Genomic DNA, 14041 nt, shown 5'->3' with positions numbered 1-14041 from the left:
GTGCTTACGCCGCGCCGGCGACGCCGAGTGTGCGCTCCATGCGCTGGAAACACTCGGCCAGGATCGGCGGTTCGTTGAGGGCATGCGCCAACGCAATCGATCCCTGCCAATCGGCAACAGCCGCACGCGCCCGCGCCAGCGCAATGGCCGGCCGCTGGCCGGTGCGCCCCAGTTCGGCGGCGAGAAAGCCGGTGAGCACGGTAAAGCTCTCGGCTGCCCGCGCCGACGGCTCCGGCATGGTGCGGCGGAAATCGCGCACGATGGCTGATATCGGACAACCATGCTTGACGCGGCTTTGTTGCGCCGAGCGCAGCCGTGCGACCAGCTGCTTCAGCCGGTTGCGCGGATCGGCCGTATCAGCGCGCACCTCCTCGACCAGCGTCTCGGTCTGCGTGACGAACAAATCGGCGACGGCCTGCGCCAGATCCGCCTTGGTCTTGAAATAGTAATAGACATTGCCGACCGGCACCTCGGCCGCCCTGGCGATGTCGGCGAGGCTCGACGTGCCGTATCCGGACGTCCAGAACAGTTCCGCGGCAGCCTGGATCAGCGCTTCGCGGTTCTTCTCGCCGCGGCGTTTGGCCTCGCTGCCGTTCACCGTTCGTGCGATCCGGTTTCCGCATCCTCCAGCGACCGCGCTTCGGCGGGCAGCATGATCGGCACCCCGCCGCGCACCGGGTAGGCGAGCTTCGCCGCGTCCGACAACAGTTCGCCCGCCTCGGCATCGAAACGCAGCTGCGTCTTGGTCAATGGACAAACCAGGAGTTCGAGCAGTTTGGGATCGATATCGGTGTTCCGGTCGGGGTTGTCCCGCGTCATGTCGCCGCTCCGCGCAATGGTGCCGCAATGCTACTGGAGCGTTTTGCCGAAGTCATCCTTGTCGCGCGCCAGCGCCATTTCGGTGAGCGCGACCAGCGTCTCGGCGCGGGCTTTCAGGTCGGGTGCTTCCAGCAAGGCCTGCTTTTCGGCGGGTCCGTAGGGCGACATCATCGACAGCGCATTGACCAGCGTGTCGTTGCTTGCGCGCTTGACGCTGTCCCAATCGGCCTCGAGCTCGTTGGCGTCGAGATATTCCTTGAAGACGCGCAGCAACTCGGCCCGGTTGACATCGACGCCGGCATCCTCCTCGGCCAGATCGGCCTCGAACGGGGTGATGCGGCATTGGCGGAATGGCGTGCGCACCGTCAGTTCCGACACCAGCCGGAACCGGCACACGCCCTCCAGCGAGATCAGATAGCGACCGTCGCCGGATTCGGCGAACGACGCCAGCCGCCCGAGACAGCCGACCGCGCACAGTTCGGGGCAATCTGTCGCACCGGTGTCGCCGCTGAAGCGTGGCTGGATCATGCCGATCAGCCGGTCGCCGCGCAGCGCGGTGTCGACCATCTCCAGATAACGCGGCTCGAACACGTTGAGCGGCATCTGTCCGCCGGGCAGCAACAGCGCGCCGGACAGCGGAAACACTGGCACGTTTTCGGGTATGTCGGACGCCGAACGGTAGGTCTTGTTGCCGGCCTGCATGATTATCGGCCCGCGTTTCGAATAAAGTATCTGGTCATCTCATGATGTAATCTGGAACTTTTTACATCAAACTCAAGCGGCGATTACCGGAACAGCAGGCTGGACAGCTTGCGCCGCGCCCGGATGGTCGCCGCGTCGGCCATGCCCCAGGCTTCGAAGAACTTCAAAAGCTCAAGCCGGGCGCCGTCGTCGCGCCATTCGCGGTCCGCTTTCATGATGTCGAGCAGCAGATCGGCCGCCGCATCGCGGTCGCCGGTCGCGTTGCGAATCTGTGCGAGATCGAAGCGCGCATCATGGTCGTTCGCATCCGCTGACAGGCGCTGTTCGAGTTCGGCCGGGTTGCCCAGGCCAGCGACTTTTTCCGCCAGTTCGAGGCGCGCCTGAAGCGAGGTCAGCTCCTGCGCGTCGGCGATGCTTTCAGGCGCATTGGCGAGCATGGATTTCGCCTCGTCGGTCTGCCCGGCATCGAGCATCAGACCGGCCAGGCCGCCATAGGCCGCCGCATTTTCGGGGAACCGTTCCAGCACCATGGAATAGATCTGTGCAGCACCGCTGGCGTCGCCGGCGTCCTTTGCCGCCTGTGCAGCCTCCAACGCCTGATTGATCGCCTCTTCCTCGGTGTTGCCGGCAGCACCCGCCAGCTTGCCGATGAACTCGTCGAGCTGGCTGTCGGGCACCGCGCCCATGAAACCGTCGACCGGCTGGCCGTTGTGGAAGGCGATCACGGCTGGAATCGACTGCACGCCCATCTGCCCGGGAATGGCCGGATGGTCGTCGATGTTCATCTTGACGAGCTTGACCTTGCCGCCAGCCTTGGCGATTGCCGCCTCGAGCCGCGGCGTCAGCTGCTTGCACGGTCCGCACCACGGCGCCCAGAAATCGACGAGGACCGGCTGGTTGCGCGATTCGGCGATGACGTCCTGCGCAAATTCGGCTGTTGTCGTGTCCTTGATCAACTCGCCAGCCGGCACGGCCTGCGGCTGTCCCGCGCCGCCGCCGAAATCGACGGTCTGGGTGCCGTAACCGCCACCGGACTGGCCGGCTGCAAACGGATTGTCATTCGCGCTCATTGTGTTGTCCCCTGCACGGCGTTCGTGCGTTGTGGTGCATATAACCGATTGACGTCTATGTCGCGACTTCGGCGCCGAGATTCAAGGTTCTGACCGGCCGCCCGGTCGCCTCGACGAAACGGATCAGGTCGGCAGTCGCGATCGCCGTTGTCGCATCGTTGGTCAGCGGATGGGCGTTGATGATATCGTGTTTCATCAATTCGGCGTCAAAGACAAGTTCCACCGCGTTGCCGGTGTCGTTGATCACCCCGAAGCAGGTGACGGCCCCCGGAATGACACCGAGATACTCCATCAACTTGTCGGGCTTGCCGAAAGACACGCGCCCGCTCGCCCCGATCATGGTGTGGACGGTCTTCAGGTCGATAACCGTGTCCTCGCCGACCGTCAGCAGGAAATAGCGGCCCTTCTTGTCCTTCAGGAACAGGTTTTTGGTGTGGCCGCCCGGCATCTCGTCGCGCAACGCCTTGGCCTCTTCGACGGTATAGACCGGCGGATGCTCCTTTGTCGCAACCTCGATGCCGAGGCCTGCCAGAAAGGCGAACAGCTCTTCCTTTGTCTTTGGCGTCGCCGTGCTCATCGATCGCGTCTCCTGGGTGCGGGTTTGGTGCGCATTAAGAGAACCGGCGCCCCAAATGCAAGCCGCAGCCAGGCCACTGAGAAAGGGAATCGGGGCCGCGAATTTTGCTGTTGCATTCGTATTGCGCTTGCGGCATAGAGCGGCAGCCGATTTTCAGGCATGTGAGCGGGTGTAGCTCAGGGGTAGAGCACAACCTTGCCAAGGTTGGGGTCGTGGGTTCGAATCCCATCGCCCGCTCCAGTTTTCCAGGCATTCAAGGCCCCGGTTTCCGGGGCTTTTGCTTTTCCAAGCATGGTGAAATCGAAACGCGCGGAAGCGACTTAAAGGGTCGCGGTTACGCGCGGATTATGAGTTTGCGAATTCGGCGCGGCGTGAAATCACGGTCCCAACAGGGTCGGAATCGCAGTCCGGAGTATTGCTGACGGTCGCAGCGGGTCGCGCGCAGGAGTTTTAAAGACCCCTTCCTTTTTCGCCGAACACCCCGCCGAGTTCCGCGAAGAGCGGTGAGGTGTAAAAGGTGGAAACGCCGCCTGACAAAATGAGAGCGGGCCGGCAGCATGCCACACCAGCGGCGAGCCTCAACGCAACAGTTGCGCGATTTCGCGAACCCGTTCAGCGTTGTCAGCGGCAGTCGATCCGTCGGCGTTCTGACAGTTGTTTTCGAATCCGACGCGCACTTTGCCACCATGCTTCGACCCGTGGGCAAGACACTCGGTTTCGCGCCTGCCGAATGCACAGACCGCCCAATCCGCTTGCCATCCGGTGGCAGCAAGTGCGGCAAGAAATGGATCGAGATCGTCTGGCTGTGAAACCTGGCCTTCTGTGTAGCGCCCCAGCACAAACAGCAACTGCGGTGTCGTCACACCCGGCAGCATGGCACGCAACAGTGCGATGTCATCCGGTGTGTAGATGATGTGCTGGACCGCTGTGCCGCGCTCTTCCAGTTCCGCAAAGAACGCACCCAATGCTGCGGCGTCGCAAACGGCGATCTCGCGCACCGCGATCGAAACCATGTTTGGCTGGACAGCGCGCACCACAGCCATCTGCTCGCCGGGGGAATAAAGGCCAACGGCTTCGGTCGTGATCTGCACGGCCATCTCCGGCACCGCGCGACGCATCTCGCCGCCAAGTTCGCGGTAAAGGCCCGCGTCGAGCACATGCTTTCCGTCAATGTCGCGCACATGGGCATGCAGACCGTCGGCTCCTGCGGCATGACACCGACGGGCGGTCGCAACAATCTCTGCAATGGTTATTGGCAGGGCGGGATGGTCGGCCTTGGTCAGGCGCGCGCCGTTCGGCGCGACCATGATCGTCGGCAGCGGCTGAAGGATTGCCACTAGAGCGCCCGGTCCAACGCCGTCTTCAGCTTCGACGTGATTTCATCGATATGCGCGTCTTCGATTATGAAGGGTGGTGCGAGAAGCACATGATCGCCGTTGACGCCATCGATGGTTCCCCCCATGGGGTAGCAGAAAAGCCCCGCTTCCACCGCCGCCTTCTTGATCCGGCTGTGAATGGCACGCTTCGGATCGAACGGCGCTTTGGTCTCGCGGTCTTCAACGATTTCCAGAGCTCGAAACAGACCGCGCCCACGGATGTCACCAACATGCGGATGCTGGCCGAACGCATCTGCAAGTGCATCCTGCAAGCGTTCGCCCATCCGTGCGCTGCGGGCGACCAGGCCGGATCCGGTGAGCTTTTCGACGACCGCCAATCCGGCCGCGCATGCAGTCGGGTGGCCGATATAGGTATGGCCGTGTTGAAAGAAGCCCGACCCGCCGGCGATCGTGTCATAGATCTCAGCGGAACACAGCATGGCGCCAATCGGCTGGTACCCGGCGCCCAGACCTTTGGCGATCGTGATGATGTCTGGTTCTATCCCCTCCTGCTCACAGGCGAACAGGGTGCCGGTCCGGCCCATGCCGCACATCACCTCATCAAGAATCAGCAGAATTCCGTATTGGTCGCATATCTGACGCACCCGTTTGAAGTATCCTTCGACGGGTGGAACCGCACCCGCTGTGGCCCCTACGACAGGTTCGGCAACGAATCCGATAACGTTTTCGGGCCCAAGACGCAGAATCTCGGCTTCAAGCTCATTGGCGACCCGCAGCCCGTATTCTATCGCGCTCTCATCGTCTCTGCGGCCACGATACTCATAGCACGGCGCGATGTGACTGGTCTCGATCATCAGCGGCGCAAACGGCGCACGCCGCCATTCATTGCCGCCGGTCGCCAGCGCGGCGAGCGTGTTGCCATGATAACTCTGACGGCGGGCGATGAATTGCTTCCGACCTGTTTCGCCCTTCTCCCAGTAGTATTGCCGCGCAAGCTTCAAGGCCGCTTCGACGGCCTCCGAGCCGCCAGAGACGAAGTAGACGCGATCGATTTTTCCCGGCGCGTGCGCTGCCAATTTCTCGGCAAGCATCTCCGCCGGTTGCGACGTCAGGAAGCTTGTGTGTGCATAGGCGGCACTTTCTATCTGGCGCGTTATGGCCGCGGTGATGTCCGGATCTCCGTGGCCGAGACAAGACACCGCTGCGCCGCCTGAACCATCGAAATACTCTTTGCCATCAGTATCATACAGATAAACGCCTGTACCGCCCGAGACGGTCGGCAGCGCTGCTTTCGTATGGCGTGGAAAGACATGACTCATGGGCACTTTTCAAGTCTCCTGCAGCCCGACAAAGACAATAAACCTTACGCTAAGTAACCTCATCGATCCCAACGCAGTTCCGATTTCCGGACGCTGTGTAAATCACACATCGCAATACTTTGAAATTGAAATCAAACAATGATTCACGGTTGCGGCGAGGTCGCTTTACCGTCATGTTTCTACGAAGATCGCATGCAAATGCGGTCTCATGGGGGCCGTCGCGACACGGTTGGTCGCTCTCCGGGCACGCAATTCTTGGCCCGGATAACTGACAATGGGAGTGATGCATGTACAAGAAGTTCAACCTGACGCTAGCCTGTGCGGCGGTTGCAGCAATGACGGCCAGCACCGCGATTGCCGAGGAGTTTATCACCATCGGCACCGGCGGCGTGACCGGCGTCTACTATCCGACCGGCGGCGCCATCTGCCGTCTCGTCAACAAGGGACGCAAGGATCATGGCATCCGTTGCTCGGTCGAATCGACTGGCGGTTCGGTTTACAACATCAACACGATCCGCGCCGGTGAACTGGAGTTCGGCGTCGCGCAATCGGACTGGCAGTACCACGCCTACAACGGCAGTTCGCGCTTCGAAGAAGCTGGTGCCTTTGAAGAACTGCGCGCCGTGTTCTCTGTCCATCCCGAGCCGTTCACCGTAGTCGCACGTGCCGATGCCGGCATCAGCAGCTTCGATGATCTGATGGGCAAGCGCGTCAACATCGGCAACCCCGGCTCCGGTCAGCGCGGCACCATGGAAGTCCTTCTGGAAGCCAAGGGCAAGTCGGCGGACGACTTCGCGCTGGCGACCGAGTTGAAGGCCGCCGAGCAGTCAGCGGCACTGTGCGACAACCAGATCGACGCGATGGTCTACACCGTCGGCCACCCGTCCGGTTCGATCCAGGAAGCCACCACAGCTTGTGACTCGGTGCTCGTGACGGTTGACGGCGAAGCCGTTGACAAGCTCGTTGCCGACAACTCGTTCTACCGCACGGCGACCATCCCGGGCGGCATGTATCGCGGCTCGGACAATGACACCATGACCTTCGGCGTCGGCGCAACATTTGTAACGTCTACGGCTGTTTCCGATGACGCCGTCTACGCGGTTGTGTCTTCGGTCTTCGAGAATTTCGAAGACTTCAAGAAACTACATCCGGCATTTGCCAACCTGAAGCCTGAAGAGATGATTGCCGACGGCCTCTCGGCGCCGCTGCACCCCGGTGCCGAGCGCTACTACAAGGAAAAGGGCTGGATGTAAGTCCCCCTGAAAATGTCGGGCGGTGCGGCTTCTCGCGCCGCCCGATTTCCTTTGCCGGGCACTGTGCCTGCGCGTTGAATGATCGGGAGAGGGATGATGTCAGACAACGGTCGCGCACTCAGCGAAGAAGAACTCCAGGAACTGGTCGCCTCGACCGATGCGGGTGCGCGCAATCCCGCCGGTGCGGTGGGAACGTTGCTGGCGGTGACCGCGTTGGTCTGGTCATTGTTTCAGGTTCTACTCGCATCGCCTGTCGCAAACCTCGTACTGCCTGGGGACATCATCAACAACTCGCGACAGATTCACCTGGCGTTCGCGATTTTTCTGGCCTTCATGGCTTATCCCGCGCTGAAATCCAGCCCGCGCTCCTACATTCCGATACAGGACTGGATCCTTGGCTTCGTTGCGGCATTCATCGCGCTGTACGGGTTTTTCTTCTACGACAAGATCGTCGCGTCCGGTGGGCTTGCCGATGACACCGACAAGTGGTTCGCACTGGCCGGTCTCATCTTGCTGTTCGAAGCCGCGCGCCGTGCCCTCGGGCCGGCGATGGCGATCATCGCGACGATCTTTCTCGCTTATGTCTTCTTCGGTTCCTCACCGTGGGTGCCGGAAGTCATCCGCTGGAAAGGCGCATCGCTCGTCAAGGCGATGAGCCACATGTGGATCACATCGGAGGGGGTGTTCGGTATCGCGCTTGGTGTCTCGACGAAGTTTGTCTTCCTGTTCGTGCTGTTCGGCGCGCTGCTCGACAAGGCCGGGGCGGGCAATTACTTCATCAAGATGGCGTTCGGCGCATTGGGCCACCTCAAGGGCGGGCCGGCCAAGGCGGCCGTCGTAGGCTCCGCGGCCACCGGCCTGATCTCCGGTTCCTCGATCGCCAATGTCGTTACAACAGGCACCTTCACGATCCCGCTCATGAAGCGGGTCGGTTTCAGTTCCGAAAAGGCTGGTTCCGTCGAGGTCGCCTCGTCGGTCAACGGCCAGATCATGCCGCCTGTGATGGGGGCCGCTGCGTTCTTGATGGTCGAGTATGTCGGCATTTCCTATGTCGAGGTGATCACACACGCATTTCTGCCGGCTGCGATTTCCTACATCGCGCTGGTCTATATCGTGCACCTTGAAGCAGTGAAACAGAACATGCCGACGCTCGGCAACAAGGTCACCTCAGTCGGCAAGACGGTGGGCGGGATGGCCGGGTTCTTTGTCGGCTTTGCAGCGCTTTGCTACGGCATCCAATATCCGATCGGCTGGGTGACAGCCCTTGTGCCGGAGGGCGCCGGCTGGATTCTCGCGGTTGCGGTGTTTCTCGCCTATGCCGGGTTGCTGTGGCTTGCCGCACAGGCCGACGACCTGCACCCCGATGACCCCAATGCCGAAGTTGTCGAACTTCCTGAGGTTTCGGAGATCTACAAGACGGGCCTGTACTACCTCTTGCCGATCATCGTGCTGGTGTACTTCCTGATGATCGAACAGAAGTCGCCGGGGCTTTCCGCCTTCTGGGCGACGGCCTTGATGTTCGTCATTCTGCTGACCCAGCGCCCACTCAAGTCCATCTTCCGTGGCGAAAACGAGACCGTCAATGCGTTCAAGGCGGGCGTCTATGACCTTGGCGACGGCCTGATTGCCGGTGCGCGCAACATGATCGGCATCGGCTTGGCAACCGCTACCGCCGGTGTGATCGTCGGGACTGTCACGTTGACAGGGGTTGGACAGGTCATGGCCGATCTGGTCGAATTCCTTTCAGGTGGCAACTTGATCATGATGCTCGTGATGGTCGGACTGCTGTCGCTTGTGTTGGGCATGGGCTTGCCAACCACCGCCAACTACATCGTCGTGTCGTCGCTGATGGCCGGCGTCGTTGTTGAACTTGGCGCGCAGTCGGGCCTTATTGTCCCGCTGATCGCGGTCCACCTCTTCGTGTTCTATTTCGGCATCATGGCCGACGTGACGCCACCGGTCGGATTGGCAAGTTTCGCGGCGGCGGCAGTGTCAGGCGGCGATGCGATCCGCACCGGTTTTGTTGCGTTCTTCTATTCGCTGCGCACCATTGCTTTGCCATTCTTCTTTATTTTCAACACGGATCTGCTGTTGATCGACGTAACGTGGTTCGAGGGCATAACGGTGGCCATCATCGCGACGATTGCGATCTTGATCTTCACCGCAGGTACAATGGGCTGGTTCATCACGAGAAGCCGGATCTGGGAGAGCGTCGCGCTGGTTCTCATCGCGTTCGCGCTATTCCGCCCCGGATTCTTCATGGACCGCATCCAACCGCCGTTCACCTTCATTGAGCCGGCGGCGCTTTCGCAGGCGCTCGGCGAGGCAGAAGCCGGCTCCGAGCTGCGCATGGTTGTCTCGGGACCGGATTTCGACACCGGGGAGATCAAGGAGACAACGCTTGTGCTTCCTGTTGGTGACGAAGAGGGTGGCGATGCGCGCCTGCAGGCGCTCGGCCTGACGGTAATCGAAGAGGACGGGGCCACCAAGCTGGATGAGCCGTTCCCCGGCACACCGTTCTTTGAAACCATGAGCAGCTTCGATTTCTATGGCGACGCCCCTGTCCAGATCACCAATGTGAAGGCGGATGCCGACCGGTTGCCCAAGGAGTTGATCTTCCTGCCGGCGCTTCTGCTGCTCGGTATTGTCGGCTTCCTGCAGCGCGGTCGAGCCGCCCGGCAAAAGGATAAGGAGGCCTTGGCATGATCAAATCCATTCTGTGTCCCATCGACATCAGCGAACCGCAGGAAAACCGGCCGCTTCTCAGGACGGCCGGGCAGCTTGCAAGACTGCATGGTGCCAAACTGCAGGTGATGACAGTCATCCCCGATTACGGCATGAGCATCGTTGGCCAGTTCTTCCAACCCGACCATCACGACAAGGCTGTCGAACATGCCCAACAATTGCTGCGCGAAACGATCTCGGCGGTGCTCGGTGACGATATCGACAAGGACGCCGGTCATCTGGTGGCAACCGGAAACGCCTATGAGAAGATCCTCGAAGTCGCCAAGGCAGCCGGTGTCGATCTGATCATCATCGGCGCGCACAAGCCGGACTTCAAGGATTACCTCCTCGGCCCGAACGCCGCTCGCGTCGTGCGTCACGCCAAGTGCTCGGTCTACGTCGTCCGCGAGTGAGCGTTAAGTTCACGTTCGAGCCGTGTTCGGAGTGCCGCCAACAAGTTTAAATTATTGATATCATTTTTGTTTCTGGGCGACAGTGAACTTGCCAAGGTTGGGGTCGTGGGTTCGAATCCCATCGCCTGCTCCAGTTCTCCAGGCATTCTTTCCAGATACCCCAAGGCCCCGGTTTCCGGGGCTTTTGCATTTGTGTGGATCCGAAGGGCTGGGTGGGCCGATCTTCAGCTCGCCTTGCAAAGTTGTTTTTCGCAATCCTCTTTGCCGGCCAGGACATCTGCCAGGATCTTCTCTAACGAAGTCATTTCGGTCCGTGCGGTGTCGACGCGGCGCTGGCGCGCCTTGAGAAGCTTCAGTTCGTCACGCAACGACTGGTTCAAAGCCTTGGTTTTCAGGATCTCGTTGTGGATCTGGGTCAATTCGACCTGTCGGGCATCTCTCGTTTTCTCGAATTGATTGAGTTCGTCCTTCACCGGGCTCAGGGGGCTACTCAACAATTGCGAACCGGGTATGTAGTTGAGCGGGCTCAGCAACAGCTCCGATAACTGCTCCGACATGACGTGGTTTCGCTTGAGAGCGTCCTGCACCTGTTTTTTCAGGTCATAGCCAAGCGCGTCGAACAAGGGTTTGTACTTGTCGACCGTCGCTTGATGACGGTCGTTCAATGCCTGCATCTTGGCACCATTCTGCTTGATCTCAGCCTCAAGCGTTTCAATGCGATCCAGACCACGGCTGTTGCGCGCAATCTGGTGGAACAAGTGCTCGATCTGGTTTTCCAGGCGGTTCGCGTGCCAGGCGTAGTCATTGCAAACATCGCATTCCGCTTCGTTGGGTCCGTCGACTTGCCGCTGCTTTTTCAGTTTGTCGGCCAAAAGCTCCTTGTCGACCGGGCAAATTTTCTCGCGGGTTTCTTCAAGCGCGGCGGCACGCTGATCGGCTTCTTCCAGCGCCTGCAGTTGCGCTGCAAGGCGGGTCTTTATCCGGTTATAGGAGAGTGCGCCGTCGGGCCGCTTCTCCACCTTCGCAACCGGATCTGCCTGCACAGCCGTCAGATGGCCGGCGCAATTCTTCGACATGCAGATGGACAGCGCATCGATAGACTGGCGCGTCTGGGCCAGTTTCTCTTCGTATTCCTTTATCTCGATGCGAATGACGCGGACATTCTCAAGATAGTCCAGCGCCGTATCGACGGCCGGGCTCAGCTCCCTGCGGAGCTGCAGGACGCGTTTGCGCATTTTTTCCAGTGCCGGCTGCGTGACATAGGTGGAGGCGAGCCGCATGCCGATTTGAGCGACGGCCAACGCAGTCCCGGACTGCTGGCCTTTGAGATCGATCTCCTTGACCTTCTTGCTGGCTTCCCTGGAAGCTTCGATAAGCTTCCGTGCTGCTTCGCGATTGCCCTCTTGCAGTGCCTTTCGGGCCCAGGTTGCATAGAGCTGGCGCAACTGGTTGAGCTTGCGGACATCTGAGGTCGACTTGGCGAGATCGTGAAGACTGCGTAAATCGGCGATGTTGCTCGTATTGTTTTTCCATTCGGTCTCATAGAGATCGATGGCGTCCTGCAGACTGACCTGGCTGTCTGTGCCCGGAACTTTCACTTTCGTTTTCCGGAAGGCTTCCGGCAGGGCCTTGATCGGACTGTTCTGGAGCTCGATGATCTTGTCCTCGATGCCCTTGAGCTCGAAAGCACCAAGAATATTATCCTCGTCCTTCTGGTTGAAGATCTTGTCTTGGTCCGTGGTGCCTTCGCCCGGATGCACATAGCGCAGCGCTTCCACCTGCTTGTCCAGGTCGGTCCATGCATTCTCAAGCCGGTTCACCAGACTGTTGACGTCCTTGAGTGCCTCCCAGGCGGTCAATGGGTCGCGCAGGCCCGACGGATCCAGGACGAGTGAACCGAGCCCAAACAGTTCGACCAGCGCGCCATTGACCTCGTCCAGCGTGTGGGTGATCCGCGCGGCGATGCGCGCCGATTCCAATCTCGCCGCCGACACCTTGGAATTGCCGAGATAGGTCTGGGCCTGCTGGCTCACTGCTTTCTCTTCGGCGTGAAGTGCCTCCAGATATTGCTCGTAGATGCGCTCTTTGGTGTAGAGGCTGCTCAAAAGCTCGGTGTTGTACGCGCAGCTGTTGCCTTCGCAGTAGCCCTCTTCACACAGTTCTTCGTCCGTCGGGGGGATCGGCGTCATCCGAAAGGCGCTGATACCGCCCTTCTCGGTGAGGCCCGTGACCCGGTTGATTTTCGTCCCGGCCATGTCGTGATGGACATAACGGGTCCAGTCCCTGCCTGACAGGCGCAGCAGCTCGGTGCGCGGATCCAAACTGGCCGTCATCATGGCCAGCACATCGGTCGGATAGCCCCCGGACTGCAGCTGCCCCTTGATCGTGTCGGGCAGGGCGTCGTTGAACATGCAACGTTGGTGCAGATCGGTTTTGGCACCCAACGTATGACCATCGAAAAAGGCGTCGTTGATCTCATAGTCGCAGCCGCTGTCCGCGACCCAGATATTGACCTTGTTCGCACCCTCCGCGCGCAGGAGTTGATAGCCACCGGGTGTCAGGGCGCGCATTTCCGGCTGTTTCGTCAGCAGGGTTTCAAGCGTATCCAGCTCCTCATCGATGCGCTTGATGGATTCCTGCGCAGCGACATCCATCTCCTCGCCGACATATTCCCAGACCTCCGGATCGAGGCCTTTGATGCGCCCATGGCGCGTTTTCTCCTCCGGATTGTCGATCTTTTGCCAGACATAGACCCGGCTTGAGCGCGTGAGCCTGGTCTTCAAATCGCGCAGCTCGTCCATGCGATCATGGACGTCACCTCTGGCGCGAAGCACTTGCCCGGCCTTATCGTCGCTGACCGTGATGTGCCAGACTTCGCCATTGCTGACCTTCCAGAAACCTTCAAGCTGACCGAGGTTCTTGGTCAGATCGTCTTCGTCGAGAATGGAAATGTCCGTATCGGTGTCCCGCTCGAACGCAAGCGCGTCATCCTGCTTCTTCCCGGCCGTTTGCGGCGTGTCCTGGGGCGCAAAGAGGTCATCCTCATCGTCAAACGCTTGTTCGCCGCCTGCGGTGTCACCCTTGCCCTCGTCCGCGGATTCCGGCGGGAGGAAGAGATCATCTTCGTCGTTAAAAGCGGGGACTTCAGGGGGCTCCGGCGGCACATGCACCGGAACGGCGACTTCAAAACTCGGCTGGTTCATGCCGCCTTTGTCGAAGACATTGATGACCGCATCGGACCCATCCGGCTCCGTGATGATGGTCAGACCCTGGGTTCCGCCATCTAGGACATATTCATAAAGTTTTTTGGCGCCGTGCTCCTCGACATCCAGAACGATGTCCGCCTCCTGGCGCTCCGCCACACCGCGCGCGATGTCCTGCATCCGCTCGATTATGTCGAGTTCGGCTTCGCCGTGTTCGGCGCTTTGCCAAATTTCGTCTTCAAGCAAAATGTCCGCGATCTGCTTTGGATCGATGCGCGGTCCTGAAGCGTCCTGCGCCATCGCACAGAGCGGCAGCATGGTCATGCACGAAAGCGCGAGGCCGATGTTGCGAACTCTCTTGGAAATGTCAGACATATACACCCCACCGATGCTTGGCCGACCCAGCAATGCATTGAAAAAAGACATCATGAACCCACCCCTTCTGTCGTTTCAGGGGACTTCGCGGTCCTGGCAAACTGGGTTTTGGGATAAACCGTCGGCGTCATGGGTGTGACCGGGCGCTGTGGCGTCCACAGAACCGTCTCCATGTCGAATGAACGGTACATTCAATGTCCGGGCCGCAGGCAGCCCGGACAGGGACGCGTTCGCCATGGCCTTAACCAT

11 protein-coding genes and 1 tRNA gene are annotated in these 14041 nt (G+C 60.2%); 4 read left to right on the top strand and 8 right to left on the bottom strand.

Annotated features, from left to right (window positions below):
* Positions 1-4 precede the first annotated feature (4 nt).
* From ACO06R_RS03275 to ACO06R_RS03255, 5 genes are all read right to left on the bottom strand, one after another.
* Positions 5-598, bottom strand: a complete 594-nt coding sequence (locus ACO06R_RS03275) for a TetR/AcrR family transcriptional regulator (RefSeq protein ID WP_421855991.1) — start codon at positions 596-598, stop codon at positions 5-7.
* Positions 595-819 carry a Trm112 family protein gene (locus tag ACO06R_RS03270; RefSeq protein WP_421855989.1) on the bottom strand — a complete coding sequence of 75 codons (225 nt, stop codon included), beginning with the start codon at positions 817-819 and terminating at the stop codon, positions 595-597. Before ACO06R_RS03270 ends, ACO06R_RS03275 begins: the two co-directional genes overlap by 4 nt.
* A gap of 30 nt (positions 820-849) precedes the next feature.
* Positions 850-1521, bottom strand: a complete 672-nt coding sequence (locus ACO06R_RS03265) for an LON peptidase substrate-binding domain-containing protein (protein WP_421855987.1) — start codon at positions 1519-1521, stop codon at positions 850-852.
* Positions 1522-1604: 83 nt separating this feature from the next.
* Positions 1605-2591, bottom strand: coding sequence for a thioredoxin (trxA, locus tag ACO06R_RS03260; RefSeq protein WP_421855985.1), 987 nt, complete (start codon positions 2589-2591; stop codon positions 1605-1607).
* Between the two features lie 55 nt (positions 2592-2646).
* A complete protein-coding gene (locus tag ACO06R_RS03255; protein ID WP_421855983.1) occupies positions 2647-3168 on the bottom strand; it encodes a prolyl-tRNA synthetase associated domain-containing protein in 522 nt (173 codons plus the stop codon).
* A gap of 165 nt (positions 3169-3333) precedes the next feature.
* Here ACO06R_RS03255 and ACO06R_RS03250 point away from each other — a divergent pair.
* Positions 3334-3408: transfer RNA gene (locus ACO06R_RS03250), tRNA-Gly, on the top strand.
* 338 nt (positions 3409-3746) lie between these two features.
* Here the strand turns inward: ACO06R_RS03250 and ACO06R_RS03245 are convergent.
* Together ACO06R_RS03245 and ACO06R_RS03240 are read right to left on the bottom strand one after the other, a co-directional pair.
* Positions 3747-4505: a 3-keto-5-aminohexanoate cleavage protein gene (locus tag ACO06R_RS03245; RefSeq protein WP_421855981.1), complete on the bottom strand. Its 759-nt coding sequence runs from the start codon at positions 4503-4505 to the stop codon at positions 3747-3749.
* Positions 4505-5824, bottom strand: coding sequence for an aspartate aminotransferase family protein (locus ACO06R_RS03240; protein WP_421859185.1), 1320 nt, complete (start codon positions 5822-5824; stop codon positions 4505-4507). The genes ACO06R_RS03245 and ACO06R_RS03240 overlap by 1 nt, the downstream gene beginning before the upstream one ends.
* A 287-nt stretch (positions 5825-6111) precedes the next feature.
* On the opposite strand from ACO06R_RS03240, the gene ACO06R_RS03235 reads away from it, so the two are divergent.
* From ACO06R_RS03235 to ACO06R_RS03225, 3 genes are all read left to right on the top strand, one after another.
* Positions 6112-7077: a TAXI family TRAP transporter solute-binding subunit gene (locus ACO06R_RS03235; RefSeq protein ID WP_421855979.1), complete on the top strand. Its 966-nt coding sequence runs from the start codon at positions 6112-6114 to the stop codon at positions 7075-7077.
* Positions 7078-7173: 96 nt separating this feature from the next.
* Complete coding sequence (locus ACO06R_RS03230; protein ID WP_421859182.1) at positions 7174-9783, top strand: TRAP transporter permease; 2610 nt, start codon at positions 7174-7176, stop codon at positions 9781-9783.
* Positions 9780-10214, top strand: coding sequence for a universal stress protein (locus tag ACO06R_RS03225; protein WP_421855977.1), 435 nt, complete (start codon positions 9780-9782; stop codon positions 10212-10214). The genes ACO06R_RS03230 and ACO06R_RS03225 overlap by 4 nt, the downstream gene beginning before the upstream one ends.
* A 224-nt stretch (positions 10215-10438) precedes the next feature.
* Here ACO06R_RS03225 and ACO06R_RS03220 read toward each other — a convergent pair whose 3' ends face one another.
* Positions 10439-13846, bottom strand: a complete 3408-nt coding sequence (locus tag ACO06R_RS03220; protein WP_421855975.1) for a hypothetical protein — start codon at positions 13844-13846, stop codon at positions 10439-10441.
* Positions 13847-14041: the final 195 nt, after the last annotated feature.

The sequence above is a fragment of the Oricola sp. genome (assembly GCF_965230365.1).
Classification (GTDB): domain Bacteria; phylum Pseudomonadota; class Alphaproteobacteria; order Rhizobiales; family Rhizobiaceae; genus Oricola.
This window is presented reverse-complemented; position numbering and strand designations above follow the sequence as displayed.

Bases quoted from the DNA above. Each gene is read 5' to 3' on its own strand.
- ACO06R_RS03270 (WP_421855989.1), bottom strand. From the start codon at position 819: ATGACGCGGGACAACCCCGACCGGAACACCGATATCGATCCCAAACTG.
- ACO06R_RS03265 (WP_421855987.1), bottom strand. From the start codon at position 1,521: ATGCAGGCCGGCAACAAGACCTACCGTTCGGCGTCCGACATACCCGAA.
- trxA (WP_421855985.1), bottom strand. From the start codon at position 2,591: ATGAGCGCGAATGACAATCCGTTTGCAGCCGGCCAGTCCGGTGGCGGT.
- ACO06R_RS03255 (WP_421855983.1), bottom strand. From the start codon at position 3,168: ATGAGCACGGCGACGCCAAAGACAAAGGAAGAGCTGTTCGCCTTTCTG.
- ACO06R_RS03240 (WP_421859185.1), bottom strand. From the start codon at position 5,824: ATGAGTCATGTCTTTCCACGCCATACGAAAGCAGCGCTGCCGACCGTC.
- ACO06R_RS03235 (WP_421855979.1), top strand. From the start codon at position 6,112: ATGTACAAGAAGTTCAACCTGACGCTAGCCTGTGCGGCGGTTGCAGCA.
- ACO06R_RS03230 (WP_421859182.1), top strand. From the start codon at position 7,174: ATGTCAGACAACGGTCGCGCACTCAGCGAAGAAGAACTCCAGGAACTG.
- ACO06R_RS03225 (WP_421855977.1), top strand. From the start codon at position 9,780: ATGATCAAATCCATTCTGTGTCCCATCGACATCAGCGAACCGCAGGAA.
- ACO06R_RS03220 (WP_421855975.1), bottom strand. From the start codon at position 13,846: ATGATGTCTTTTTTCAATGCATTGCTGGGTCGGCCAAGCATCGGTGGG.